This is a genomic window from Nocardia sp. NPDC056611 (genome assembly GCF_042792755.1).
Lineage (GTDB): Bacteria > Actinomycetota > Actinomycetes > Mycobacteriales > Mycobacteriaceae > Nocardia.
Genome location: NZ_JBHTVV010000001.1, coordinates 150,669 through 175,751, shown reverse-complemented (window position 1 = coordinate 175,751; position 25,083 = coordinate 150,669). Strand labels below are relative to the sequence as shown.

The following is a 25,083-nucleotide window of genomic DNA, read 5'->3' as shown; positions in this document are numbered from 1 at the left end:
GACACCACCGTAGTGCGACCAACGAAACACCCGCCACGCGAATCGAAACGCCCGGCGGCGAACCCCGGGGCAAATATGCGCGCGCGGTGATGTGCTGCGAGTATTGGTCGCATGGGTTCATCGGAAGTCGCGCCCGAGCAGGGGAAATCGTCGGATGTTCTGCCGGCGCACGCCGATATTCTGGTCGTCGGCGCTGGTCCCGCCGGGTCCGCCGCGGCCGCGTGGGCGGCGCGCGCGGGACGGGACGTGCTGATGACCGATTCGGCGCTGTTCCCCCGCGACAAGACCTGCGGCGACGGGCTCACCCCGCGCGCCACGGCCGAACTGGAGCATCTGGGGCTCGGCGACTGGGTGCGGGCGCACACCGTGAACCGGGGCCTGCGGATGGCCGGGTTCGGGCGCGAGGCCCTGCTGCCCTGGCCGAACGGATCCTTTCCCACCTACGGAAGTGCCGTTCCGCGAACCGAACTCGACGACAAACTGCGCGAGACCGCGGTCAAGGCGGGGGCGCGGATGGTGGACGGCGCCAAGGTGGTCGAGGTGGCCCGCGAGGGCGACCGGGTCACCGGCGTGACCATCAAGACCGACGGCGGGCTGCGCGCGGTGTCCTGCAAGACGCTGATCGTGGCGGACGGGGTGCGCTCCCCCGTCGGCAAGATGCTGGGCCGCACCTGGCACCGCCAGTACGCGTACGGGACCGCGGCGCGGGCGTACATCAAATCCGAGCGCAGTGACGACGAGTGGATCACCTCACATCTCGAATTGCGTGATGCGAACAATGAATTGATTCCCGGTTACGGCTGGGTCTTCCCGCTCGGCAATGGCGAGGTGAATATCGGCGTCGGTTCGCTGGCCACCGAAAAGCGGCCCTCGCATATCGCGTTGAAGCCGTTGCTTCAGCACTATGTGTCCCAGCGGCGCGCGGAATGGGGTTTCGAGGGCGAGGCGCGGGCGGTGGCGTCGGCGCTGCTGCCGATGGGCGGCGCGGTGTCGAACCTGGCCGGGCGCAACTGGGCGCTGGTCGGCGACGCCGCGGGCTGCGTGAACCCGCTCAACGGCGAGGGCATCGACTACGGCCTGGAGGGCGGGCACATGCTGGCCGGGCTGCTGGACCAGCCGGACCTCACCCGTATCTGGCCGGACCTGCTGCGGGAGCGCTACGGCCGCACCTATTCGGTGGCGCGGCGACTGGCCGGACTGGCCACGCATCCGCGCACGGTGCCGCTGGGCGGGCCGCCGCTGATGCGGTCGAAGCTGTTGCAGCGCACCGCGGTCCGAGTGATGGGCAATCTGGTGACCGACGAGGACCTGGATCTGACCGCCCGCCTGTGGCGGGGCGCGGGACGGGCCTCGATGCGGATCGACAAGCTACAGCCGTTCTCGTGAACGCCAGGCCGGTTCCCGAGGAGCTGCTGCCGCATCTGCGGCGAGCGCGGGATCTGGCCGACCGGAATTACGCGGAGCCGCTGGACCTGGACAGTCTGGCGGCGGCCGCGGGGGTGTCGAAGTACCACTTCCTGCGGTGTTTCGCGGCCACCTACGGCAAGACGCCCGCCCTGTATCTCGCCGAGCGGCGGATCGAGCGGGCGCAGGATCTGCTGCGCGCCACCAATGTGACGGTGACCGAGGCCTGCATGCTGGTGGGCTACAGCAGCCTCGGTTCGTTCAGTCGTAAATTCACCGACCTGGTGGGGATGTCGCCCTCGGAGTATCAAGCGAAGTTCGCTGCCGAGGGCGCACCCCATATTCCCGGTTGCTACGTCTTCATGCACGGTCTCTCGGATCGGAAACGCGCGGACTGACGCGACCCCGTGGCGAGGCCGCGGGGTCGCGGGGTGAATTCAGCTGGGCGCGGGTCTCATCGGGACGGCAGCACGTGGATTCCGGTCTTGTCGGTGGAGAGGGCCAGCGAGCTGATGTACTGGATCTCGCCCTCCGGTCCCGGCACCGCGGAGGCGATCATGTCGGGTCGCTCGAACTCCATGCCGGTGACGACGCAGGTCAGCGTCTCCCCCGAGGGGTTGCCGTGCTCGTCGAACATGGGCAGGTCGATGCCGTCGTGGTCGCGGCGCAGGTAGTACTTGCCCTTGGTGAGGACGGCGGTGAGCGGGGTGGCCAGGAACGAGACCAGCACGGCCACGATGGGCGAGTACGGCTTCAGGGTCTCGCCGAAGATCCCGAAGAAGGTCATGATCGACAGCGCCGCCGACAGGCCGAAGCCGACCAGGCCGACCGGGTTGAAGTCGTAGAGCATGCCGCGGCGGAACTCCGGCTCCTTGGGCGAGAGCTTCAGGACGTACTTGTTGATCGCGATATCCGTTGCGACGGTGACGATCCAGGCGATACCGCAGTTGGCGTAGAAGCCGAGGATGTTGTTGAGGAAGTCGAACATGTTGGCTTCCATCAGGATCAGCGCGATGGCCAGGTTCAGGCCGAGGAACACGATCCGGCCCGGGTAGTTCTTGGTGACGCGGGTGAAGGAGTTGGTCCACGCCAGCGAACCCGAATACGCGTTGGTCACATTGATTTTGATCTGGCTGATCACGACCAGCACCACGGCCAGGGTCATGGCCAGCCAGGACGGCATCATGTCGCGGTAGATCTCGAGGAACTGGTGCACCGGCTGGTTGGCGATGTCCTGCGCGCCGGGCAGGTTGGCGATCAGGTAGACCGCCAGGAACAGGCCGACGACCTGCTTGATGGCGCCGAACAGCACCCAGCCGGGTCCGGCCAGCAGCATCCAGCCCCACCACTTGCGGGCGTTCTCGGGGGTCCGGGGCGGCATGAAGCGCAGGTAGTCGATCTGCTCGGCGATCTGGGCGATGAGCGAGAGGCAGACGCCGGCGGCGAGCAGCGCGCCGGACAGGCTGACGCCCTTGCCGTCCTGACCGCCGTAGGACAGGAAGGCGCCCACCGAGTCGGGGTGGCGGACCAGCAGGAAGCCGAACGGCAGCACCATCAGGATCAGCCACAGCGGGGTGGTCCACACCTGCAGTTTGGCGAGGGTGTTCATGCCGTAGATGACCAGCGGGAAGATCATCACCGTGGACACCAGGTAGCCGATCGGGAGCGGCACGTGCAGCCCGAGTTGCAGGCCCTGCGCCATGATCGAGCCCTCGAGGGCGAAGAAGATGAAGGTGAAGGAGGCGAACACGATGTTCGTCACCACCGAGCCGTAGTACCCGAAGCCGCTGCCGCGGGTGATCAGGTCCAGGTCGACGTTGTAGCGGGCCGCGTAGTAGGCCAGCGGGAAGCCGGTGATCATGATGATGATCGCGAAGATGCCGATGCCCAGCAGCGCGTTGCCGGTGCCGTTGGCGATGCCGATGTTCGCGCCGATGGAGAAGTCGGCCAGGTAGGCGATGCCGCCGAGCGCCGAGACGCCGACCACCGCCGGACTCCATTTCCGGTAGCTGCGGGGCGCGAACCGCAGCGTGTAATCCTCCAGCGTCTCCTTGGACGCGGCCACCGCGTTCGCCGTGGGGGTTTCGACTTGAACCACCGGCACTCCTCGTTCGGGCTCGTCGCGAGCTGTTTTCCGATTCGAGGGTGGTCAGTGATTGTTGATCTTGGCTTTCCGGACGATTGCACCGCTGTTACGGCAGCCTCACCGAGGTTCCGAGTGTGTGAACTCAGCAATCCGGGCGTGAATCGCGCAATTTCGGAGAAGCCGGCGGCGGGGGCTCGTCCATAGCCTGGAAACCATGACGACCATTACCAATGTCTCGCTCGTGACCGTCTACGTGACCGACCAGTCGGCCGCCAAGGCCTGGTACATCGACAAACTGGGTTTCGTCGAGGGCAGCGATGTCACCATGGGCGACAACGGCTTCCGCTGGGTGACGGTGGCGCATCCGGATCATCCGGAGCTGGAGGTGACGCTGATGATTCCGGGTCCCCCGCTGGACGACAATCTCGCCGAGGCCATCCGCCGGTCGCTGGCCAACGGCACGCACGGCGCGCTGGGCCTGCGAACCGACAACTGCCAGAAGACTTTCGACGAGCTCACCGCCAAAGGCGTGGAGTTCGTGCAGCCGCCCGCGGAGCGCCCCTACGGCGTCGAGGCCATCATCCGCGACAACTCCGGCAACTGGCTGGTCCTCACCGAGCCACGGGAGTTCGATCCGAACTTCGGGCAGTAGCGACCGGGCCCGTGGATGCGGGACCACCCCCGCATCCACATTCCCGGGATCAGGCGTTCTGTGCGGCGAACCAGGTTTCGACGGACTTGCGTTCGCTGTTCATGACCTTCTTGAGCAGGTTCTCGACCAGCGGTTCGATGGCCCCGCCGACCAGCGGGACCTTCACGTCGACCGTGCCGGTGGCCTCGATCTCGGAACCCTCGGCGGTGGGCCGCAATTCGAACGCGCCCGCCATCTCGGTGGTGATGCCACCGGAGCGGCCGCTGAAGCTGCCCCGCGCGACGCCGTCGGTCAGCGGACCCCAGGCGTCGGTCCGCTCCAGCATGAGCTCGCTCTTGAGGACCTTCTTGACGATGCCGGGAATCTGGTCCTCGGGGGCCTTTTCGGTCATCTGGATCCGAATCGTGCCGGGCCCGTCCGGGTGGGTGAGCTCCAGCGTGGCGGTCGGCGCCGCCGCGAAGCGGGACTGCCACATCTCGTCATTGGTGAGTGCCCGGTGAAGCTCTTCGACCGGGATGCTGTACTGCACGGTGAAGCTGAATTTTCGGGACATGGCGACGACCGTAGCCCAGCGATGGAATAGCCTGCTGAAGTGTCGGAAACTAGCCAGTCTCCCAGGACTGAACAGCGGCAGGCGGTTCGGTGGCGGCGGGCTCGGCTCGGGATCGTCATCGCCGCGGCGACGGTCAGCTTCCTGGCCGTGCTGCTGGTGCTCGCGGCCTGGCGCGACGACCATCTCATCAATAGCGATCGGGGCGTGACCAGCGCCGAAGTGCTCTCGGCGGGCACGCTGCGGTCCGCGGTCATCTTCGTCACCCCCGACGGCGAGACCCACAACCCGAAGACCGGCGTGCTGTACCCGACCAAACTGACCGCCGGCGAGCGCATCAATGTCGAATATCGGCGCAGCGATCCCGATCTGGTTCGGGTGGCGGGTCGCGATGCCCGTGTCGCCGTCATCCCCGCACTGTCGGTCATCGTGGTCGCCTGGGCCATCGCCATCCCCGCCCTCTGGCTGCTCGGCTCGCCCCCGACCCGCTGGCTCGGCGCACTGCGGGCCCGCGTGCGAACTAGGCTGCGACAATAGGCAGTCCCGACATTCGCCCAAAGGTTCGCGGCCCGTCTCGTTCTGGACTGAGCGGAGCGGAGGAGCGAAGCGGAGGAGCGGAGGGAGGGAAGAACGAGACCTCCAGGGCCGCGAACCCGCCCGGAGCGAAGCGGAGGGCAAAATAAGCACCGTGGCGAAAATCAGGCAGCGGGAGTCGTTTCGGGCCCAGCTGGACAAGCAGCCGAACGAGGTCGCGTCGATGTTCGACGGGGTCGCGAAAAGGTACGACATCACCAACACGGTGATGACCGGCGGCATCGACCGGTACTGGCGGATGGCGACCCGGAAAGCCCTGGCGCTGCGGCCCGGCGAGCGGGTGCTGGATCTGGCCGCCGGAACCGGCGTCTCGACCGTGGAACTGGCCAAATCCGGAGCCTGGTGCCTGGCCGCCGACTTCTCCCAGGGCATGCTCGCGGCCGGACGCTGGCGCAATGTGCCCATGGTCGCCGGTGACGCCATGGCCCTGCCCTTCGCCGACGACTCCTTCGACGCCGTCACCATCTCCTACGGGCTGCGCAATGTGTCCGACCCGGACCTGGCGCTGCGCGAGATGCTGCGGGTGACCAAGCCCGGCGGGCGGCTCGTGGTGGCCGAGTTCTCCACCCCCACCCTCCCGCCGTTCCGGACGGTCTACATGGAGTACCTGATGAAGGCGCTGCCGCAGGTGGCCAGCGCGGTCAGCTCCAACCCGGACGCCTACGTGTACCTGGCCGAGTCCATCCGGGCCTGGCCCAACCAGCCGCAGCTGGCCATGCGGATCGCGGACGCGGGCTGGTCGGCGGTGAAGTGGCGCAATCTCACCGGCGGCATCGTGGCGCTGCACCGCGGCTACAAACTGGGCTGACGACCGCCTCCGACCTGTGGCGTTGCTCACGATAGCGAAATCGGCCCCCACCTCACCGCCGCGAAAAATGGCTGTGAGGTGGATTGTCATCTGCCGATAACTTTCGGTAAATCCCCCGCAACTCGGGGTGGCTTAACTCGGAACCATGCCCGAACAGCCGACGCCCCCGACGAGCACCCGGACCGCGTGCTCGTACTGCGGGGTGGGCTGCGGCATCACGGTGGAAACCACCACCGGCCCGCTCGGGCTGCCGGTGATCGCCAAGGTCAAGGGCGACAAGGAACACCCGGTCAATGCCGGGCGACTGTGCACCAAAGGCAACACCCACGCCGAGATGATGGCCGCGCCCGGCCGCATGGAGACCGCGTACCGCCGCCCCGAACGCGGCCAGCCGCCCGTTCCCATGCCGGTCGACGAGGCCGTTCACGAAGCCGCCCAACGACTTCGCGTGATCCTCGACACGGATGGACCCGACGCCATCGCGCTGTACGTGTCCGGCCAGCTGTCGATCGAGGCCCAGTACCTGGCCACCAAACTCGCCAAGGGCCACCTGCGCACCGTCCACATGGAAGCCAATTCGCGGCTGTGCATGGCCAGCGCTGCCAGCGGTTACAAGCTGTCGCTGGGCGCGGACGGGCCGCCCGGCTCCTACGACGACCTCGACCACGCCGACCTGTTCTTCGTGATCGGCGCGAACATGGCCGACTGCCACCCGATCCTGTTCCTGCGCATGGCCGATCGGCTCAAGACGGGAGCGAAACTCATCGTGGTGGACCCGCGGCGCACCGACACCGCCGCGCGCGCCGACCTGTTCCTGCAGATCAAGCCGGGCACCGATCTGGCACTGCTGAACGGACTGCTGCACCTGCTGGTCGAGAACGGCGACATCGACGCCGACTTCATCGCCGAGCACACCGAGGGCTGGGAGGACCTGCCCGACTTCCTGGACGCCTACACCCCGGACCTGGTCGCCCAGGTCACCGGGCTCGCCGAGGCCGACATCCGCACCGCCGCCGAGTGGATCGGCGCGGCCGGCGAATGGATGTCGCTGTGGACCATGGGGATCAACCAGTCCACGCACGGCACCTGGGCCACCAACACCATCATCAATCTGCACCTGGCCACCGGCGCCATCTGCCGCACCGGCAGCGGGCCGTTCTCCCTCACCGGACAGCCCAACGCCATGGGCGGGCGCGAAATGGGTTACATGGGACCGGGACTGCCCGGCCAGCGCAGCGTGCTCGCCGACGCCGACCGGGCCTTCGTGGAAGCCGAATGGGGACTGGAACCCGGCACCATTCGCGCCGAGCCCGGGCCCGGGTCGATCGAGATGTTCCGCGGTCTGGCCGACGGGCGGATCAAGGCCTGCTGGATCATGTGCAGCAATCCGGTCGCCTCCATGGCCAACCGGCGCACCGTGATCGCCGGGCTGGAGGCCGCCGACCTGGTGATCGCCCAGGACGTGTACACCGACACCGCCACCAACGCCTACGCCGACCTGCTGCTGCCCGCCACGCTGTGGGCGGAGGCCGATGGCGTGCAGGTGAATTCGGAACGCAACCTGACCCTGCTGCAGCGCTCGGTCGAGCCGATCGGCGACGCGCGGCCGGACTGGCAGCTCATCGCGCAGATGGCGACGGCGCTCGGCTTCCCCGGTTTCGACTACGCCTCCAGCGCCGAGATCTTCGACGAGATCCGCCGCTTCGCCAACCCGGCCACCGGATACGACCTGCGCGGCATCGACTACGACCTGCTGCGCGCCGGACCCGCGCAATGGCCGTGCCCCGATCCGGCCCAGCGGCGCAACCCGATTCGCTATGTGAACGACGGCGTCAGCCAGGCCCTCTTCACCGACGCGGACGGGAACACGCCCCGTCTGGCCTTCGCCACCGCGAACCGCAAGGCCGTGTTCTGGCCGCGCCCGCACCTGCTGCCCGCCGAGATGCCCGACGAGGACCACCCGTTCGTCCTCAATACCGGCCGCCTGCAACACCAGTGGCACACCATGACCAAGACCGGGAAGGTGGCGAAACTGAACAAGCTCAACGGCAAGCCGTTCCTGGAAGTGCACCCCGACGACGCCGCCCGCCTCGAGGTCCGCGACGGTGACCAGCTCGAGATCGCCTCGCGCCGCGGCCGCGCCGTGCTGCCCGCCCTGCTCAGCGACCGCGTCCTGCCCGGCACCTGCTTCGCGCCCTTCCACTGGAACGACGAACAGGGCGAATACCTGACCATCAACGCCGTCACCACCGACGCGGTGGACCCGATCTCGCTGCAACCGGAGTTCAAGGTCTGCGCGGTGCGCCTGCGCAAGGTCGCGGCCCTGAGCACGGCGACGACCGGCGACCCCGAGACGGAAACGGACGCCGCCGAACGGATTCCGGCCGCACCCGAGCTCGGCGGCGCACCCGTGCCCGCGGTCGGCGGCGTGGATCTCGGCGGCCCGCATCCGCTGGCGGTCATGCTCGGACTGGAGACCGCCACCGCGCCCACGCTCAGCGAGGTCGAGCGCATCTACCTGGGCGGGTATCTCGCGGCGCTGCAAAGCCTGCCGGTCAGCGGGGTACCGGTGCTGCCGGCCACCGCGCCCATCTCCGACCGCAGCCGGGCGTGGATCGACGGCCTGCTGGGCGGGATGTACTCCCGTGGCGCGCAGCCGCTCTCGGCCGGGGTCGCGGAGCCGTCGATCGGATTCGCGGCGGACGTGGGCGCCGGATTCACCGGCCGGTCCGACGACGGCGAGAGCGCGGAGGCTCCGGCGCGGACCGTCACGATCCTGTGGGCCTCGCAGACCGGAACCGCGGAGGATCTGGCCGCTGCCCTGACGACTCATCTCGTGGAGTCGGGCTTCGCGCCGCGGCTCCTGGACATGGACTCGGCCGAACTGTCCGATCTCACCGGGGATGTGCTGGTCATCAGCAGCACCTTCGGCGACGGCGGGCCACCGGACAATGGCGCGGACTTCTGGGAACGGTTGAACGACAGCGCGATCCGGCTGACCGGGATGCGCTTCGCGGTGTTCGCGCTCGGCGACTCCTCCTACGACGACTTCTGCGGCCACGGCCGCAAGCTGGACGAATTGCTCGCCCAGCGCGGCGCGACCCGGCTGCTGCCGCGCGTGGACAGCGAGCCCGACCACGAGGACGTGTCCGCGGCCTGGTTCGACGCCGTGACCGGCGTACTCGCGGACGCAGCGGGCGACGCGGCCATCGATGGCGGGAACCGAGGCGGGTCCGGTGCGGGACCGCGGGGCGGACATTCCACGCCGCCCGTCGGCGCTCCGGGCGGCCGGGGTTCCGGCGGCGCGTCCGTCGGCGGCACGCCCACCTGGAACGCTGCCGGTCGTGGCGGCGCGGGCGCTTCGAGTCCGCTCGGACACGGTGCCGGCGGCCCCGGAAGCGCCCGGGGCGCAACGGCTGTCGCTCCGGTTCGGACCGGCGCCGCCGCGCCTTTCACCCGGAATTCTCCGGTGCTCTCGAAACTGGTTCGCAATGAATTGCTTTCCCGCGAAGGTTCCGGGAAAGAGGTGCGGCAGTTCGGGTTCGATCTGAGTGATCCGGAGACCACCTACGAGGTCGGGGATTCGCTGGGCATTCGGCCCGCGAATTGCGAGTCACTGGTGCGGGAATGGCTGGCGGCGACCGGTCTCGACGGCCATCGGCTGATCGAGATCGACAATGGCGAGCTACCGCTGGCCGAGGCGCTGCGCACGCATTACGACATCACGCGGGTGAGTGCGGATCTGTTGTCGTTCGTGGCCGAGCACAATGCCAATCCACGCCTGGCCAAGCTGTTGCGCCGGGACAATCGCAATGAGCTGGACGGATATCTGTGGGACCGGCAGGCGGTGGACGTGCTGCGCGATTTCCCGGTGCGGGCCGATCTGGTCGAGTGGCTGGGCACGCTGAAGAAGCTGCAGCCGCGCCAGTATTCGATCTCGTCGAGTCCGCTGGTGAGCCCGGACGAGGTGCAGCTGACGGTCGGCGTGGTGCGCTACGGCGATCCGGCGGCCATCGGGTCGGCGGCCCGGCGCGGCGGCGTGAGCTCGACCTTCCTGGCCGATCGCGCGCATGCCGAGGTGCCGATCTTCCTGCAGCGGGCCCCGCACTTCCGGCCGCCGCTGGACCCGACCGCGCCGATGATCATGGTGGGCCCGGGCACCGGCATCGCGCCGTTCCGCGGCTTCCTGCAGGAGCGCCGGGCGCTGGGATGCACGGGCCGCAACTGGCTGTTCTTCGGCGATCAGCACGCGAAGGACAATTTCTATTACCGGGCCGAGCTCGAGGACATGTTCCGCTCCGGTTTCCTGACCCGGCTGGATCTGGCGTTCTCGCGCGATCAGCGGGAGCGGATCTACGTCCAGCACCGCATGATCGAGCACGGCGCGGAGTTGTGGGCGTGGCTGCGTGAGGGCGGGCATTTCTACGTGTGCGGTGACGCGGCGCGAATGGCGAAGGACGTGGACGACACCCTGCTGAGGATCGCGCGTATTCACGGCAAGCTGAGCGAGGACGGCGCGCTGGCGTTCAAGAAGCAGCTGGTGGCGGAGAAGCGGTACGTGCGCGACGTGTACTGACTGGTTCGATTCCGGCACCCCAAATGTGAAACTGTGGTATTTGTAACTCGCCCGTCCAGTCTCACCGGCGGGCGAGCCGTCCCGCGACGGCTGCCAGCAGCACGAAGGGCCGGGAGCGTGAACGGTCGGATCAGTCGAATCACCGGACGAATCGCGGTGGCGGCCCTCGCGGCCGCCGCGACCCTGAGCCTGGGCTGCGTGCCCGCCGGCGCGGACCCCACCGCCGCCCCCGTCGCCCCCAGCGCCCCCGGCGCCCCGGTCGCCCCCGGCGTCAGCGTCCCCGACTTCAAGACCGAGGACGGCTCCTACATCAAGAGTGTCGCGGCCACCGACAGCCGCCACGTCGTCTTCACCGTCTACTCCGCGGCCATGAACCAGACCTTCCCGGTCGATGTCCAGCGCCCGGCCGACACCTCCGAACCCGCGCCCACGCTGTATCTGCTCAATGGCGCGGGCGGCGGCGTGGACGCGGCGACCTGGCAATTGCGCACCGACGCACTGGATTTCCTGTCCGACAAGAACGCCAATGTCGTGCAGATCATCGGCGGCGCGTTCAGCTGGTACACCGACTGGATGCAGGCCGACAAGTCGCTCGGCGTGAACAAGTGGTCCACCTACCTCGGCAAGGAACTGCCGCCGCTGATGGACGCGGCGCTGGGCAGCACCGGCAACAACGCCATCGCCGGGATCTCCATGGCCGGTCTGCCCGTGCTGAATTCGGTGATCTTCAACCCCGGCCTGTTCAAGAGCGCCGCCGTCTACAGCGGCTTCTTCCAGACCACCACGCCGCTGGCCCGCGAGGCCATCAAGATGGTCACCGAGCTCTACGGCGGCGGCAAGGTCGAGAACATGTGGGGCCCCGAGGGCGGCCCGATGTGGGCGGCCAACGACCCCACCCTGAACGCCGAGAAACTGCGCGGCACCAACCTTTTCATCTCCACCGGCAACGGCATCCCGGGCGCGTTCGACATGCCCGGGGCGCGCGGCCGCATGGAGAAGCCCGAGGACACCGCCAAGACGGTCGCACTGGGCTCGCTCATCGAGGCCAATTGCGAACTGTCCACGGTGATCCTGCAGAAGCGCCTGGAATCCATGCGCATTCCGGCGACCTTCGAATTCCGCAGCAGCGGCACCCACATCTGGGGCTACTGGCAGGACGATCTGAAGGCGTCGTGGCCGGTGCTCGCGCAGGGTCTGTTCCCGCCCGCGTAACCGCCTACACGACAGGCGGATTGACGCGCGCGAAGTCCCCCAGCCGGTAGTACGGGTAGTAGGGGTAGGGCGGCGTCACCGCGCTCACCTTGTCCAGCCGGGCGATCTGCTCGGCGTCCAGGCTCCAACCCACCGCGCCCAGATTCTGGCGCAACTGCTCCTCGTCGCGCGCGCCGACGATGACGGTGGCCACGGTCGGGCGGCGCAACAGCCAGTTCAGGGCGATCTGCGGGACGGTGCGGCCGGTTTCGGCGGCGATCTCGTCGAGCACGTCGACCACGTCGTAGAGCAGCTCGTCGTCGACAGGCGGCCCGGCCTCGGCGGTCTTGTGCAGGCGGCTGCCGGGCGGAAGCGGTTGGCCGCGACGGATCTTCCCGCTGAGCCGCCCCCAGCCGAGCGGACTCCAGACCACCGCGCCGACACCCTGGTCCAGGCCCAGCGGCATGAGCTCCCATTCGTAGTCGCGCCCGGCGAGCGAGTAGTACACCTGGTGCGCGACATAGCGCGGGAAGCCGTGCCGGTCCGCGGCTGCCAGGGATTTCATCAGCTGCCAGCCCGCGAAGTTGGAGGCGCCGACGTAGCGGATCTTGCCGGAGCGCACCAGCGAGTCGAGGGCCGAGAGCACTTCCTCGACGGGCGTGCCCGCGTCGAAGGCGTGCAGCTGGAACAGGTCGATGTGCTCGACACCGAGCCGGCGCAGCGAGCCCTCGACCGCCGAGATCAGCCGGGCGCGACCGGATCCCGCGTCGGCCGGGCCCGGCCCGGTGGGCAGGGTGGCCTTGGTCGAGATCAGCACGTGGTCGCGGCGGCCCCGGATCGCCTCGCCCAGTACCTCTTCCGACGCGCCGTCCGAGTAGACGTCGGCGGTGTCGAACAGGGTGACGCCCGCGTCCAGGCTGATGTCCACCAGGCGGCGGGCCTGGGCCGCGTCGGTGTCGCCCCAGGCCGAGAAGAGTTCGCCGCGGCCACCGAAGGTGCCCGCGCCGAAACTCAGGGCCGGAACCAGCAGACCGGACGCGCCGAGCCGACGGTATTCCATGATCGCCACTCCTAACGGAACCACAGTTTCATTAACACCGAGGACGCTACACTCGTCTCGCCGCAAACGGAACTGGAGACCCGTTATGAATCAGGACACAGCGAGCCCCGGCTCGGTCCGCCCCGGTGGACGCACCGCGCGCGTCCGCGAATCCGTGCTGCGCGCCGCGGGCGACCTGCTGGCCGAACGCGGCTACGCCACCCTCGATCTGGCCGAGGTCGCGACCCGCGCCGAGGTCGGCAAGACCACCGTCTACCGCCGCTGGCGCACCCCCGCCGGACTGGTCTCCGACCTGCTCGCCGAGATGGCCGAAACCTCACTCCCCCACAGCGATACCGGCGCCCTGCGCGGCGACCTGCTCGCCAATGCGCGGCTGGTCGGGAAGACCCTCACCGACCCCCGGCAGGGCCGCCTGTTCCGGGCCGTCATCGCCGCCGCCACCAGCGACGACACCGCGGCCGCGGCGCTGCGCGCCTTCTACGACACCCGGCTCACCGAATGGTCGCCGTGCGTCGAAGCCGCCGCCGCACGCGGCGAGGTTCCGGCCGGAACCGACCCGCGCGCCGTGCTTTCCGCCGTCTCCGCCCCGCTCTACTACCGCCTGCTGGCCAGCGGCGACCCGGTCGACGAGGCCACGATCACCGCCGCGGCGACGGCCGCCGCCCTCGCCGCCGAACAGGGCGTATTCGTCTCCGGCACAGGGCGATCCGCGCGCTGAGTCTGCCGTCCCGGGGCGTGGGCGCGACCCCTCGCCGTGCCCGCGCCCCGGCTCCGAGCCCTGATCAGTCCCGGGTCCAGGCCGGATCGCGGCCGGTCAGTCCCAGGACGCGGTCCAGCAGCGGCGCCTCGGCCGGAATGTCGACCACCGGCCCGAAGAGTCCCGGGATGCCCTCCCTCGGGGTGTCGCGCAGCATGCCCAGCAGCACCGCGAGATCCGCGCCGGCCGGATCGTAGGGTCGCTCGGTCGCGCGGGCCAGGTCCCAGCCGTGCACGATCAGCTCGTCCAGCGCGAACTCGGCCATCCTCGCTGCGGGGGCGAGGACGCCGCCGACCTCGGTCTCCCCCGACCACGCGGCCGGTTCGCGCCAGGCCGCCACCAGCGCCTTCAACTGCGCCGGAATGCGGTCGCGCCAGTCCTCGGGCAGGGTCCCGGCACCGGGCTCGGGCGGCTGCGAGCGGCCGATCATCTCCTTGGTGGCGCCCTGACGGAAGCCCTCGGTGAAGCCGAGCACGTGGGCCAGCATGTCGCGAACGCTGATCCCGGACGGCGTGCGGCGCTCGAGGTCGGAGGCGGAGACGGCGGCGACCACCGCCTCCAGCCCACCCGCGGCGGCTTCCAGATCGAATTCCGGAGTGGTCATGGTTCCTCCCGGAGGCATGCCGAACCGCCGGTGCGGCCCGGTCGGGCATAAGGACGGGGCGGGGCCGCGGAATTCATCGCCGGGCGCGCGAATGCGCTTGCACCGCCGCGTCGCAACCGGTTCGTTAGGTGCGATCAGCGGCGAAAAGCCCTGGTGGGGAGGAGAATTGATAGATGAAGGGTGATCGTGTGGAGATCGTCGTCGACACCGGCGACGGGTCTCGGAACTACGAAATCGTGGCCACCAGAGCGGGCCGCCGCATCGAAACCCGCATCGCGCGCGGGATTGTCGAAGTCAGTGAGGTGACCAGAACCGGGGGACCGGTACGCACCGCCCGCTTCATGGCCGGGCGGGTACTCGCCCTGGTCGAGTATCCCGCCGACGACAGCCCCCACCCCGGCGAGTGACACCCGGCGGCGGTTGCCGATCGCCGTGAGCAGGGGCATTCTCGAAGGTGGCCGCCTGCACGACCCCACCGGCAGAGAGGAGCCAGCGATGATCGATCGAATCGACGCGGTGCCCGAGGCCGACTACGTCGAACAGCACATCGCCGCCTACCCGGCGGACGAGCCCTACCCCGATGCCGACGCCTACCCGGACCGCGATGTGCGCGCCGAGCGGGTCGTCGACTCCGATACCGAGATCACCCCGCTGCCCGCCGACGACAACGGCTGGACCGCGTCCGAGGGTGACCTTGTCGAGCAGGCGATCCCCGTCCCGATGGGGGACGACTGGGACCTGCCCGGCTAGTTCGACACTCCCGCGCGCACGGTGGCGTGCAGTTCCCGCAGGCTCGACCGCTCGGTCGCGACCTCGAGCACACGGATGCCGTGCGCACGCCCGGCCAGCTCGTCGGCCAGCTGGGACGGGTCGACCTGGCGGTGCGGAATCCGGTAGGCGGCGCACAACGCCGCCAGATCCATGCCGTGCGGGGTGCCGAAGACCCGCTCGAACACGCCCGCGTACTGCGGGTCGCCCTGTTCGAGCAGTTCGAAGATGCCGCCGCCGTCGTCATTGGCGACCACGATGGTGAGATCCTCCGGCCGCGGCTCGCCAGGGCCGATGAGCAGGCCGGACGCGTCGTGCAGGAAGGTCAGGTCGCCCATCAGCGCGATGGTGCGGCCGGGATGGGTGAGCGCCGCGCCGACCGCCGCCGAGACGGTGCCGTCGATGCCGGCCACACCGCGATTGGACAGCACCCGGATGCCGGGGCGCGGGTGCGCGACCAGGGCCGCGTCGCGGACCGGATTGGACGCGCCGAGCAGCAGCTGGTCGCCGTCGCGCAGGGCGCCGAGCACCACCGCCGCGACGTGCAGACCGGTCGGCTTCGGGTGCCCGGCCAGCTCGGACCGCACCACCGACACGGCCTTCTCGTTCAGCTCCCGGCACAGCTCCAGCCATTCCGGCCGGGGCGCGCCGTGCGTCACCGCGCGGGTGCCGGTGCCCACCACATTGCCGGACACATCGGGCCAGCGCGGGCCCGTGGTCAGCGCGAACACGGTGACCTCCGGGTCGGCGAGGACCTTGGACACCTGCCGGTGCAGGGTCGGCCGGCCGGTGATGATGGCCTGCTTCGGCGTCAGCAGCGGCAGGGCCAGCGGATGCAGGGCCGGGCCGTGCATGGGCGCGGTCGGCTCGGCCACGGTCGGCAGCGCCGCGAGCTCGGGGCGATGGCCCGCGCCGTGGCCGGAGATGACCACGGTGTCCGGGGTCAGGTCGATGTCGAGCGGCACGTCCAGGGTCGCGTATTGGGTTGCGGTCCAGGGCTGTTCGCCGTCCCGGCCGGCGGGCAGCGAGTCGCCGGCGGCCAGGTCCGGGACCAGCGGTTCGCGCAGCGGGATGTCGAAGTGCACGGGCCCGGCATTGCCGGAGCGGGTGCCGCGCGCGGCGGCCAGCACCCGGCACACCGCCGAGCGCCACACGCTGTTCTGCTTCGGGTAGAGCTCGGCGCCGGGCTCGTCCTCGGCCAGGCCGAGGCTGATGGCGGCGCGCACCTGGCTACCGAACAGACCGAACTGCTCCACCGTCTGGTTCGCGCCGGTGCCGAGCATCTCGTAGGGCCGGTTGGCACTGAGCACGATCAGCGGGACGCGGGCGTAGTTGGCCTCGAGCACGGCGGGCCCGAGATTGGCGACGGCGGTGCCGGAGGTCATGACGACGGGCACCGGGCGGCCGCTCGCCACGGCCAGGCCGACGGCGAGGAATCCGGCGCTGCGCTCGTCGATGCGCATATGCAGCCGGATCTTCCCGGCCTGGTCAGCGGCCTGCAAGGCGAAGGCCAGCGGCGCGTTTCGCGATCCCGGGCACAGGACCACGTCTCGCACTCCGCCGCGCGCGAGCTCGTCGACGACGACGTGCGCCTGTGCTGTCGATGGATTCACGCCTCCAGCCTCTCAGACAGCCCGGCCGGGCGCTGCGTCGGCCCGATCACACCTATACTGAAAAGTTAGGGTTTGCTAACCTAATCGAATGGCGAAGCGCAGCAAGCATGTCAAGCCCGAGCACCGGGAAATCCTCACCGCCGAAGTACTGGCCAGCAAACGGATCAGCCCGCATTTCGTGCGGGTCACCCTGGGCGGACCGGGCCTGACGGGCTTCACCGCCATGGGCTTCGACCAGTGGTTCCGGCTGTTCATGCCGGGCCGCGACGGCGACCTCCGCCTGCCCACCTCGGCCAGCAACCTCGGCTGGTACGCGCAATACCTGATGATGGGCAAGGAACACCGGCCGCTGGCCCGCAACTACACCGTCCGCGACTACCGGGCCGCCGGATTCGGCGAATACGGCAGCACCGCCGAGATCGACATCGACTTCGCCATCCACGGCGACGACACCCCCGCCTCCGCGTGGGCGAATACCGTCACCCCCGGCTGCAAGGCCGGACTGCTGGACGAGGGCATCACCTACCAGGCCCCCGACCACTGCGAGTGGACGCTGCTGGTGGGCGACGAGAGCGCGCTGCCCGGCATCGCGGGCGTGCTGCGCTCACTGCCGCGTGAGGCGAAGGGCGCGGCCTACATCGAGATCCCGTCCGCCGAGGACAAGCAGGAACTGGGCGAGCCCGCGGGCGTCACGGTGAACTGGCTGGTCCGCACCGACGCGCACGGCGAGGTCGGGGTGCTGGCCGCGGAGGCGGTGCGGCAGGCCGAGATTCCCGGCGCCGGCGTCTACGCCTTCGTGGCGGGCGAACAGAAGCTGGCCGCCGGCGTGCGGCGGCATCTCGCGCAGGAGCGCGCGATCCCGAAGGCGGACATCACCTTCACCGGCTACTGGCGGGTCGGCAAGTCCCAGGGATGAATCGGTCGCGAGTGCCCCCGAACCACCTCGCGGGCATTCGCACACGACCTCAGACGGACCCCGTTCGCGGCCCCTCGCCGGGCCGCGAACCGGTCGGTTGATTAACCAGCGTGACGCTGAACCAGGTCACCCAGACGCGGAAGAGCCTCGGCGACATGCTTCTTCGCCGACGAGCGCATGGAGTTGTAGACCTTGGTCAGCGCCGGACGCGACGAGGCCTCGGCCCGCGCGTCGGTGACCGACAGGAGCGCGTCGGCGACCTCGTCCTGCTTGGACACCAGCAGATCGGCGAACGAACCCGCGCCACCGTTCTGGTACTCGGCCCAGTACGGCTCGAGCTGCTCGACGAACTTGGGCACGAAGGACTCCAGCGCGTCACCCACGATCGAGGGGCTGACCTTCTTGATCGCGGCGTAGCCGCCCTTGACGACGAGGCCCGACGCGCCGCCCTTGTCCGACACCTCCTCGTCCAGAACCTTCTCCGCATCCGCGATGAAGGCGGGACGCTTGGCGTCATCGAGCAGGGATTCAGACAGTGCTGCAACCACTTTCAGGTTCCTCCGGATAGTTTTTCGATGAACGAGCGCACGCAACTATACGCACCGGTGTCCCCGCGCACACGATGCCAATGCGCTGCTACTGCCACAGCAGCAACAGCACTGTAAAGCACCCGCAATCGATTGGCAGCGTTTCACTTTCGGCGACTGTTCCCCGGTCGTTCATTTCCCCACGGGTAACAAGTGACCGCTTTGGCCTTCGGACGGTCCATCGGCTAACGAGCAGCGCCCTTGTCGGATGGCCGAATTCCGCCGCCGCGATTCCGGGTGACCTGCGAAACACCGCGCCGAACTGCGGTGGGTCTTCACCACGGCGAGAACCGGAACAGTATGTTCACTCCCGTGACCTTCAATGCGACGCTGTGGCGGCCCGTTCCGGGATTCGAGAACCTCACCGACATCACGTACCACCGGCACGTCGAGCAGGGCACGGTCCGGATCGCCTTCGATCGCCCCGAAGTCCGCAACGCCTTCCGGCCGCACACCGTCGACGAGCTCTATCGCACCCTCGACCACGCCCGGATGACCTCCGACGTCGGCGCGGTCCTGCTCACCGGGAACGGCCCCAGCCCCAAGGACGGCGGCTGGGCCTTCTGCTCCGGCGGCGACCAGCGCATCCGCGGCCGCAGCGGCTACCAATACGCCTCCGGCGAGACCGCCGACACCGTGGACGCCGCCCGCGCCGGACGCCTGCACATCCTCGAGGTGCAGCGGCTCATCCGCTTCATGCCCAAGGTGGTCATCGCCCTGGTCAACGGCTGGGCCGCGGGCGGCGGGCACAGCCTGCACGTGGTCTGCGACCTCACCCTCGCCTCCCGCGAGCACGCCCGGTTCAAGCAGACCGACGCCGACGTGGGCAGCTTCGACGGCGGATACGGCAGCGCCTACCTGGCGAAGATGGTGGGGCAGAAGTTCGCTCGCGAGATCTTCTTCCTGGGTCGGCCGTACACCGCCGAGGAGATGCACGCCATGGGCGCGGTCAACGCGGTCGTGGATCACGAGCAGCTCGAAGACGTCGCGCTGGAGTGGACGGCCGACATCCTGGGCAAGTCGCCCCAGGCCATCCGGATGCTGAAGTACGCGTTCAACCTTCAGGACGACGGACTGGTCGGTCAGCAGCTGTTCGCGGGCGAGGCGACGCGGCTGGCCTACATGACCGACGAGGCGGTCGAGGGCCGTGACGCGTTCCTCGAGAAGCGCGACCCGGACTGGACGCCGTACCCCTACTACTTCTGACGCTCCGGAATTCGCGGGGCCTTCGCCTCGAACCTTCGGGCGCGGCAAACGACGAGCTGTCATGCTGCACTCATGGAGATACTGAGCAGTCGGGTCATTCTCCGGCCGAGCGATTACGAGCGGACCCTGGCCTTCTATCGGGATGCGCTGGGGCTGGCCATCGCTCGCGAATATCCGGGCGGGACGGTCTTCTTCGCCGGGCAGGGACTGCTCGAGGTGGCCGGGCACGGGCGCGCGGGCGACGTGCCGAGCGGGTTCGCGGGGGCGATCTGGTTGCAGGTGCGTGACTGCGCGGACGCCGCCGCGGAACTCGCGCTGCGCGGGATCGCCATCGACCGCGCGCCCGTGCGCGAACCCTGGGGACTGATCGAGATGTGGCTCCGGGACCCCGACGACGTGCCGCTGGTGCTCGTGGAGATCCCGGCCGATCATCCGATCCGGCGAGACATCCGGGGCGACGACTGAGGCCCGCGGGCCTTAGCACGAAGGTAACTGTGAAACACGTCCGGGGCACCGGTTAACAGACCGTAAAGACCATGACGCAAACTGATCGGTGTGTCTGCCGAACTGCTCGTTCTGCTGATCGTTGTTTGCACAGCCTTGGCGTTCGACTTCACCAACGGATTCCATGACACCGCGAACGCGATGGCTACCTCCATCGCCACCGGGGCGTTGCGGCCGCGTACCGCCGTACTCCTGTCCGGGGCGCTGAATCTCATCGGGGCTTTCCTCAGTGTGGCCGTCGCGGCGACGGTGGCCTCGGGCATCGTCGACCTGTCGGAGGTGAGCGGACGGGCCCTGCTCGACATCGTCTTCGCGGGTCTGGTCGGCGGCATTCTGTGGAATCTGTTCACCTGGCTGTTGGGTTTGCCGTCCAGTTCCTCGCACGCCCTGTTCGGCGGCATCATCGGCTCGACACTGGCCGCTCTGGGCCTGCACGGCGTGATCTGGACCGCGGGCAGCAAAGGCGTCATCGCCAAGATCATCATTCCGGCGGTGCTCTCCCCCGTCGTGGCCGCGCTGGTCGCCTCGGCCGCCTCCTGGCTGGTGTACCGGATCACCAGCGGCAGCAACGAGAAGACCGTGTCCCGCGGTTTCCGCTGGGGACAGATCGGCACTTCGTCGCTGGTCTCGCTCGCGCACGGCACCAATGACGCGCAGAAGACCATGGGCATCATCTTCCTGGCGCTGATCGCGCACGGTTCGGCCAAAGCCACCGATCCGCTGCCGCTGTGGGTCATCGTGTCGTGTGCCGTCGCCATGGCCGCGGGCACCTGCCTGGGCGGCTGGCGCATCATCCGCACCCTGGGCAAGGGCCTGGTCGACATCGCGCCGCCGCAGGGCTTCGCCGCTGAATCCACCAGCGCGGCGATCATTCTCACCTCGGCCCACTTCGGCCTGCCGCTGTCCACCACGCAGGTGGTGACCGGATCCATCCTCGGCTCCGGCATCGGACGGCCCGGCGCGGAGGTGCGCTGGAACGTGCTCGGCCGCATGGTGGTCGCCTGGGTGCTGACGCTGCCGCTGGCCGGTGTGGTCGGCGCGATCTGCTGGGCCGTCCTGCACGGCATCGGCGGCACGGTCGGCGTGCTGGTGGTGTTCGGGCTGCTGATCGCCATGGCCGCGCTGATCTGGTACCGCTCCAAGCGCGCCGTGGTGAACTCGCACAACGTCACCGCCGACTGGGAGGGCGAGCCCGCTCCGGCCGCCCCCGCGGCGCCGGCGCAGCCCCACCGCAATGACGACACCGTCGGAATCGGCTAGGAGACCGCGATGCACACCCTGCTCTCCAACCTCTCCGACCTGTGGCGAGTCGTGCTCGCCGCCATGCTCTTCGGGGCCGGGCTGCCCACCGTCTTCGCCGTCGGCATCCGCTGCCGGGCCCACGTGGACGACGGCGCGACCGGGGTCACCCGCACCGCCGCGCTGGTCGCCTCCACTGTCTGCTTCGCGGTGGTCATGATCGCGGTGGTGGTCGGTGTGCTCTTCATCGCACGCGGCTTCCTCGCCACCCGACTCGGAATTCACCTGCTCGGCGCGTGACGCCGCCTCATCGAAAGGCACGCTCGTGAGTACCCCCGAACAGCCGACCCCGCCCGCCGCCGACCCGGCTCCCGCCGCGCCGCCGCGCCAGAACGTGCTGCAGAAGGTGCTGGACTGGCTCAAAGCCGGATATCCGCAGGGCATCCCGCAGTCCGATTATGTGGCGTTGCTGGCCGTCCTGCACCGGCGGCTCACCGACTACGAAGTGCACCTGGTGGTGGAGCGGCTGGTCCGGGACCGGGTCGCGACCCCGGATATGGATCGCGAGGACATCGAGCGCGCCGACATCGAGGCGGCCATCGCCCGAGTTGCCAAGGAGCAGCCCGGCGAGGACGATATCGCTCGGGTGGCCTCCAGGCTCGCAGCCGGCGGTTGGCCGCTGGCGACACCGACGTCCGACTGACCGCACTAGACGGAATGACACGATCGCGAACGTGAGCAATACCCTCCGAATCCTTCCCATGCCCACCGGCGCAGCGGTGGGCGAAGTATTGCCGCATCTGCGAGAAGCCTTGGAGGGCAACGGCCCGGCCTGGCTGCCCGTCCCCACCGCCGACCGCCGTGAGACCCAGCGCCTGAGTTCCAGCCTGCGGCCCGGCGAGGCCATCGACGAGGAAGTGGCCCTGGTGGTCACCACCTCCGGCACCACCGGAAACCCCAAGGGCGCCATGCTCAGCGCCGCCAATCTGCGGGCCAGCGGCGACGCCACCCACGAGCGCCTGGGCGGTCCCGGACAGTGGCTGCTGGCGCTGCCCACCCATCACATCGCGGGCATCCAGGTGCTGCTGCGCAGCATCCTGGCCGGGACCGAACCGACCGTGCTCGATGTCTCCGGCGGCTTCCTGCCCGAGGCCCTGGTCGGCGCGATCGCCGGCATGCGCGGCCCGCGCCGCTACACCTCCCTGGTCCCCACCCAGCTGATCAAGGCCCTCGACGAGCCCGCCGCCACCGCCGCCCTGGCCGGACTCGACGGCGTGCTGGTCGGCGGGGCCGCCACCCCGAAACCCGTGCTGGACCGCGCCCGCGCCGCGGGCATCACCGTCTTCCGCACCTACGGCATGAGCGAGACCTGCGGCGGGTGTGTGTACGAGGGAGTACCGCTGACGGGCACCGAGGTACGCATCGAGGACGGGCGGGTGCTGCTCGGCGGCGACATGATCGCCCAGGGCTACCGCAATATCCCCGACCACCCCGCCTTCGCCGAACCCGGCTGGTTCCGCACCGAGGACGCGGGATTCGTCGAGGACGGCGTGCTCACCATCACCGGCCGCCTCGACGAGGCCATCATGACCGGCGGGCTGCTGGTCATCCCGCAGGTCGTCGAGGCCGTGCTGATCACCCACCCCGCGGTCTCCGAATGCGTGGTCCTCGGCCTGCCCGACGACCGGCTCGGCCAGCGGGTGGCCACCGCCATCGTCCCGGCCCCCGGGGCCGACGCCCCCACCCTCGACGAACTGCGCGACCACGTGGTCGCCGAACTCGATGCCATCGCCGCCCCGCGCGAGCTGGCGGTGCTCGACGAACTGCCGCTGCGCGGGCCCGGCAAGCCCGACCGCGCTGCCCTCCGCCGGCTCCTGCTGGCCGCCTCCCCCAGCTGACGCTCGATCGATCCGGGCCCGCCCATCCGCCGATGGACGGGCCTTTTCGCTGCTCAGGACACCCCTGGAACCCCGTGCAAGCGGCCCTTGCGTCGGCTCGCGACGCCCTTGCGTGCGCGTGCAATCGCCATGCAAGCGGGGTGCAAGGCGCGGTCCGCAAGGTGTAGCCATGACTTCTTACACACCTGCTGAGACGCTCGCCATCGAGGCGGACGGCCTGGTCAAGGTCTTCGGGGAGCAGCGGGCCGTCGACGGCGTCAGTCTCGCGGTGCCGCGGGGGGCCGTCTACGGCGTGCTGGGCCCGAACGGCGCCGGCAAGACCACGACCATCCGCATGCTCGCCACCCTGCTCCGCCCGGACGGCGGCAGCGCCCGCATCTTCGGCCGCGACGTGGTGGCCGAACCGACCGCGGTCCGCTCCCTGATCGGCGTGACCGGCCAGTACGCGTCCGTCGACGAAAAGCTCACGGCCACCGAGAATCTGGTGATCTTCTCGCGACTGCTCGGCCTGTCCCGGGCCGAGTCGCGGCGCAAGTCCGCCGAACTGCTCGAGGAATTCGGCCTGACCGAGGCCTCCGACAAGGCGCTGGAGAACTTCTCCGGCGGCATGCGGCGCCGCCTCGACCTGGCCGCCAGCCTGATCGCCCGGCCGCCGCTGCTGTTCCTCGACGAACCGACCACCGGCCTGGACCCGCGCACCCGCGCCCAGATGTGGGACACCATCCGGCGGCTGGTGCGCGACGGCTCCACGGTGCTGCTCACCACGCAGTACCTGGACGAGGCCGATCAGCTCGCCGACCGGATCGCGGTCATCGACCGCGGCAAGGTCATCGCCGACGGCACCTCCGACCAGCTCAAGTCCTCGGTCGGCCTGTCCACCCTGCAACTCACCCTCGCCGACCGCGACCGCATCGACGAGGCCCGGATCCTGGTGGGCGAGTTCCTGTCCCGCGCCGCGGGCCGCGCCGTCGAGGCCACCATCACCCCCGAGGCGGGCCGCGTCACCGCGCCCCTGCCCGACCCCTCCATCACCACCGACGTCCTGATCCGGTTGCGCGAGAACGACATCCGCATCGACGAGATCAATGTCGCCAAGCCCAGCCTGGACGAGGTCTTCTTCGCCCTCACCGGACACGGCGCCGAGGACGAGACCGACAACGACACCGAACGGAGCGCGGCATGACCACGACTCTCACCGCCCCCACCGGGCGGCACGCGGCCACGGCCGCCCCCATCCCCGAAGTCTCCAACCACATCCCGTTCAAGCAGACCGTGGCGAACTCGCTCACCATGGCCTACCGCGGGATCGTCAAGATCAAGCACAATCCCGAGCAGCTGTTCGACGTCACCGTCCAGCCGATCCTGTTCACCGCCCTGTTCGCCTACATCTTCGGCGGCGCCATCGGCGGCAACGTGCACGACTACCTGCCCATCCTGATCCCCGGCATCCTGGTCCAGACCGTGGTGCTGACCTCCGTCGTCACCGGCACCCAGCTGCGCGAGGACATGGACAAGGGCGTGTTCGACCGCTTCAAATCCCTGCCCATCGCCCGCATCTCGGCGCTGGCCGGCGCGCTCATCGCCGATATGGTCCGCTACGGGCTGGCCACCACGCTGACCATCGGCATGGGCCTGATCCTCGGCTACCGTCCCGCCGGCGGCGTGGCCGGTGTCGTGGTCGCCGGACTGGTCGTGGTGTTCTGCTCCTTCGCGATCAGCTGGATCTGGGCGCTGATCGGCATCACCGGCAAGAGCGCCCCCGCGGTCCAGGGCATGTCCATGATGATCATGTTCCCGCTGACCTTCATGTCCGGCGCCTTCGCCCAGGTGTCCACCATGCCCGGCTGGCTGCAGGGCATCAACAAGGCCAACCCGGTCTACTACATGGTCGAGTCCGCCCGTGAACTGATGAACGGCAACGTCTACAGCGCCAACCTGGCCTGGTCGCTCATCGGCTCGGTCGTGGTCATCCTGGTCTTCGCGCCGCTCGCGGTGCGGGCCTACATGCGCCGCGCCTGACCCGCTCCGAACACACGCCCGCCCACCGGAAACTCCGGTGGGCGGGCGTCT

Annotated in this window: 25 protein-coding genes; 19 read left to right on the top strand and 6 right to left on the bottom strand. The window is 69.3% G+C overall.

The window, feature by feature from the left end; translation table 11 throughout:
- Window positions 1–111 precede the first annotated feature (111 nt).
- Together ACFRAQ_RS00910 and ACFRAQ_RS00905 are read left to right on the top strand one after the other, a co-directional pair.
- Window positions 112–1,386 (top strand): geranylgeranyl reductase family protein, encoded by a 1,275-nt coding sequence (locus tag ACFRAQ_RS00910; RefSeq protein ID WP_379092316.1) that lies wholly within the window; start codon window positions 112–114, stop codon window positions 1,384–1,386.
- On the top strand, window positions 1,383–1,802 hold the full coding sequence (locus ACFRAQ_RS00905) for a helix-turn-helix transcriptional regulator (protein WP_379092313.1): 420 nt from the start codon (window positions 1,383–1,385) through the stop codon (window positions 1,800–1,802). Before ACFRAQ_RS00910 ends, ACFRAQ_RS00905 begins: the two co-directional genes overlap by 4 nt.
- A gap of 56 nt (window positions 1,803–1,858) precedes the next feature.
- Here the strand turns inward: ACFRAQ_RS00905 and ACFRAQ_RS00900 are convergent, their stop codons facing one another.
- Window positions 1,859–3,508: a purine-cytosine permease family protein gene (locus ACFRAQ_RS00900; RefSeq protein WP_379092310.1), complete on the bottom strand. Its 1,650-nt coding sequence runs from the start codon at window positions 3,506–3,508 to the stop codon at window positions 1,859–1,861.
- Window positions 3,509–3,704: 196 nt separating this feature from the next.
- On the opposite strand from ACFRAQ_RS00900, the gene ACFRAQ_RS00895 reads away from it, so the two are divergent.
- Entirely contained in the window at window positions 3,705–4,142 is a 438-nt protein-coding gene (locus tag ACFRAQ_RS00895) for a VOC family protein (RefSeq protein ID WP_379092307.1), read from the top strand.
- Between the two features lie 49 nt (window positions 4,143–4,191).
- Here the strand turns inward: ACFRAQ_RS00895 and ACFRAQ_RS00890 are convergent, their stop codons facing one another.
- The gene (locus ACFRAQ_RS00890) at window positions 4,192–4,695 is read right to left on the bottom strand and encodes a DUF2505 domain-containing protein (protein ID WP_379092304.1); all 504 of its coding nucleotides are present in this window, start codon (window positions 4,693–4,695) and stop codon (window positions 4,192–4,194) included.
- A gap of 39 nt (window positions 4,696–4,734) precedes the next feature.
- Between ACFRAQ_RS00890 and ACFRAQ_RS00885 the strand changes: the two genes are divergently transcribed.
- The 4 genes from ACFRAQ_RS00885 (at window position 4,735) to ACFRAQ_RS00870 (ending at window position 11,882) form a co-directional block, all read left to right on the top strand.
- Window positions 4,735–5,229, top strand: a complete 495-nt coding sequence (locus ACFRAQ_RS00885; protein ID WP_379092301.1) for a DUF3592 domain-containing protein — start codon at window positions 4,735–4,737, stop codon at window positions 5,227–5,229.
- A gap of 151 nt (window positions 5,230–5,380) precedes the next feature.
- Window positions 5,381–6,094, top strand: a complete 714-nt coding sequence (locus ACFRAQ_RS00880) for a demethylmenaquinone methyltransferase (protein WP_379092298.1) — start codon at window positions 5,381–5,383, stop codon at window positions 6,092–6,094.
- Between the two features lie 145 nt (window positions 6,095–6,239).
- Window positions 6,240–10,670 carry a molybdopterin-dependent oxidoreductase gene (locus ACFRAQ_RS00875; protein ID WP_379092294.1) on the top strand — a complete coding sequence of 1,477 codons (4,431 nt, stop codon included), beginning with the start codon at window positions 6,240–6,242 and terminating at the stop codon, window positions 10,668–10,670.
- 117 nt (window positions 10,671–10,787) lie between these two features.
- Window positions 10,788–11,882 (top strand): alpha/beta hydrolase, encoded by a 1,095-nt coding sequence (locus ACFRAQ_RS00870; protein ID WP_379092291.1) that lies wholly within the window; start codon window positions 10,788–10,790, stop codon window positions 11,880–11,882.
- 4 nt (window positions 11,883–11,886) lie between these two features.
- Here ACFRAQ_RS00870 and ACFRAQ_RS00865 read toward each other — a convergent pair whose 3' ends face one another.
- On the bottom strand, window positions 11,887–12,921 hold the full coding sequence (locus ACFRAQ_RS00865; protein ID WP_379092288.1) for an aldo/keto reductase: 1,035 nt from the start codon (window positions 12,919–12,921) through the stop codon (window positions 11,887–11,889).
- Window positions 12,922–13,006: 85 nt separating this feature from the next.
- On the opposite strand from ACFRAQ_RS00865, the gene ACFRAQ_RS00860 reads away from it, so the two are divergent.
- Window positions 13,007–13,639, top strand: a complete 633-nt coding sequence (locus tag ACFRAQ_RS00860; RefSeq protein WP_379092285.1) for a TetR/AcrR family transcriptional regulator — start codon at window positions 13,007–13,009, stop codon at window positions 13,637–13,639.
- A 64-nt stretch (window positions 13,640–13,703) separates the two neighbouring features.
- Here ACFRAQ_RS00860 and ACFRAQ_RS00855 read toward each other — a convergent pair whose 3' ends face one another.
- Complete coding sequence (locus ACFRAQ_RS00855; RefSeq protein WP_379092282.1) at window positions 13,704–14,282, bottom strand: TIGR03086 family metal-binding protein; 579 nt, start codon at window positions 14,280–14,282, stop codon at window positions 13,704–13,706.
- A gap of 173 nt (window positions 14,283–14,455) precedes the next feature.
- Between ACFRAQ_RS00855 and ACFRAQ_RS00850 the strand changes: the two genes are divergently transcribed.
- Window positions 14,456–14,689 carry a hypothetical protein gene (locus tag ACFRAQ_RS00850; protein WP_379092279.1) on the top strand — a complete coding sequence of 78 codons (234 nt, stop codon included), beginning with the start codon at window positions 14,456–14,458 and terminating at the stop codon, window positions 14,687–14,689.
- 88 nt (window positions 14,690–14,777) lie between these two features.
- The gene (locus ACFRAQ_RS00845) at window positions 14,778–15,032 is read left to right on the top strand and encodes a hypothetical protein (protein WP_379092276.1); all 255 of its coding nucleotides are present in this window, start codon (window positions 14,778–14,780) and stop codon (window positions 15,030–15,032) included.
- Here the strand turns inward: ACFRAQ_RS00845 and menD are convergent.
- The gene (gene menD, locus ACFRAQ_RS00840; protein WP_379092273.1) at window positions 15,029–16,663 is read right to left on the bottom strand and encodes a 2-succinyl-5-enolpyruvyl-6-hydroxy-3-cyclohexene-1-carboxylic-acid synthase; all 1,635 of its coding nucleotides are present in this window, start codon (window positions 16,661–16,663) and stop codon (window positions 15,029–15,031) included. The genes ACFRAQ_RS00845 and menD overlap by 4 nt on opposite strands.
- A gap of 88 nt (window positions 16,664–16,751) precedes the next feature.
- Between menD and ACFRAQ_RS00835 the strand changes: the two genes are divergently transcribed.
- On the top strand, window positions 16,752–17,579 hold the full coding sequence (locus ACFRAQ_RS00835) for a siderophore-interacting protein (RefSeq protein WP_379092270.1): 828 nt from the start codon (window positions 16,752–16,754) through the stop codon (window positions 17,577–17,579).
- Window positions 17,580–17,680: 101 nt separating this feature from the next.
- Here the strand turns inward: ACFRAQ_RS00835 and ACFRAQ_RS00830 are convergent, their stop codons facing one another.
- A complete protein-coding gene (locus ACFRAQ_RS00830) occupies window positions 17,681–18,127 on the bottom strand; it encodes a DUF6918 family protein (protein WP_379092267.1) in 447 nt (148 codons plus the stop codon).
- Between the two features lie 351 nt (window positions 18,128–18,478).
- On the opposite strand from ACFRAQ_RS00830, the gene ACFRAQ_RS00825 reads away from it, so the two are divergent.
- From ACFRAQ_RS00825 to ACFRAQ_RS00790, 8 genes are all read left to right on the top strand, one after another.
- Window positions 18,479–19,372 (top strand): 1,4-dihydroxy-2-naphthoyl-CoA synthase, encoded by an 894-nt coding sequence (locus ACFRAQ_RS00825; protein WP_379092264.1) that lies wholly within the window; start codon window positions 18,479–18,481, stop codon window positions 19,370–19,372.
- A gap of 72 nt (window positions 19,373–19,444) precedes the next feature.
- The gene (locus ACFRAQ_RS00820) at window positions 19,445–19,837 is read left to right on the top strand and encodes a VOC family protein (RefSeq protein WP_379092261.1); all 393 of its coding nucleotides are present in this window, start codon (window positions 19,445–19,447) and stop codon (window positions 19,835–19,837) included.
- Window positions 19,838–19,927: 90 nt separating this feature from the next.
- A complete protein-coding gene (locus ACFRAQ_RS00815; protein ID WP_379092258.1) occupies window positions 19,928–21,136 on the top strand; it encodes an anion permease in 1,209 nt (402 codons plus the stop codon).
- 9 nt (window positions 21,137–21,145) lie between these two features.
- Entirely contained in the window at window positions 21,146–21,415 is a 270-nt protein-coding gene (locus tag ACFRAQ_RS00810) for a hypothetical protein (RefSeq protein WP_379092255.1), read from the top strand.
- A 25-nt stretch (window positions 21,416–21,440) separates the two neighbouring features.
- Window positions 21,441–21,818, top strand: a complete 378-nt coding sequence (locus ACFRAQ_RS00805; RefSeq protein ID WP_379092252.1) for a DUF3349 domain-containing protein — start codon at window positions 21,441–21,443, stop codon at window positions 21,816–21,818.
- Between the two features lie 58 nt (window positions 21,819–21,876).
- On the top strand, window positions 21,877–23,013 hold the full coding sequence (gene menE / locus ACFRAQ_RS00800) for an o-succinylbenzoate--CoA ligase (protein WP_379095697.1): 1,137 nt from the start codon (window positions 21,877–21,879) through the stop codon (window positions 23,011–23,013).
- A 169-nt stretch (window positions 23,014–23,182) separates the two neighbouring features.
- Entirely contained in the window at window positions 23,183–24,196 is a 1,014-nt protein-coding gene (locus tag ACFRAQ_RS00795) for an ATP-binding cassette domain-containing protein (protein WP_379092249.1), read from the top strand.
- Window positions 24,193–25,032 (top strand): ABC transporter permease, encoded by an 840-nt coding sequence (locus ACFRAQ_RS00790; protein WP_379092246.1) that lies wholly within the window; start codon window positions 24,193–24,195, stop codon window positions 25,030–25,032. The genes ACFRAQ_RS00795 and ACFRAQ_RS00790 overlap by 4 nt, the downstream gene beginning before the upstream one ends.
- The last annotated feature ends 51 nt before the right edge of the window (window positions 25,033–25,083 follow it).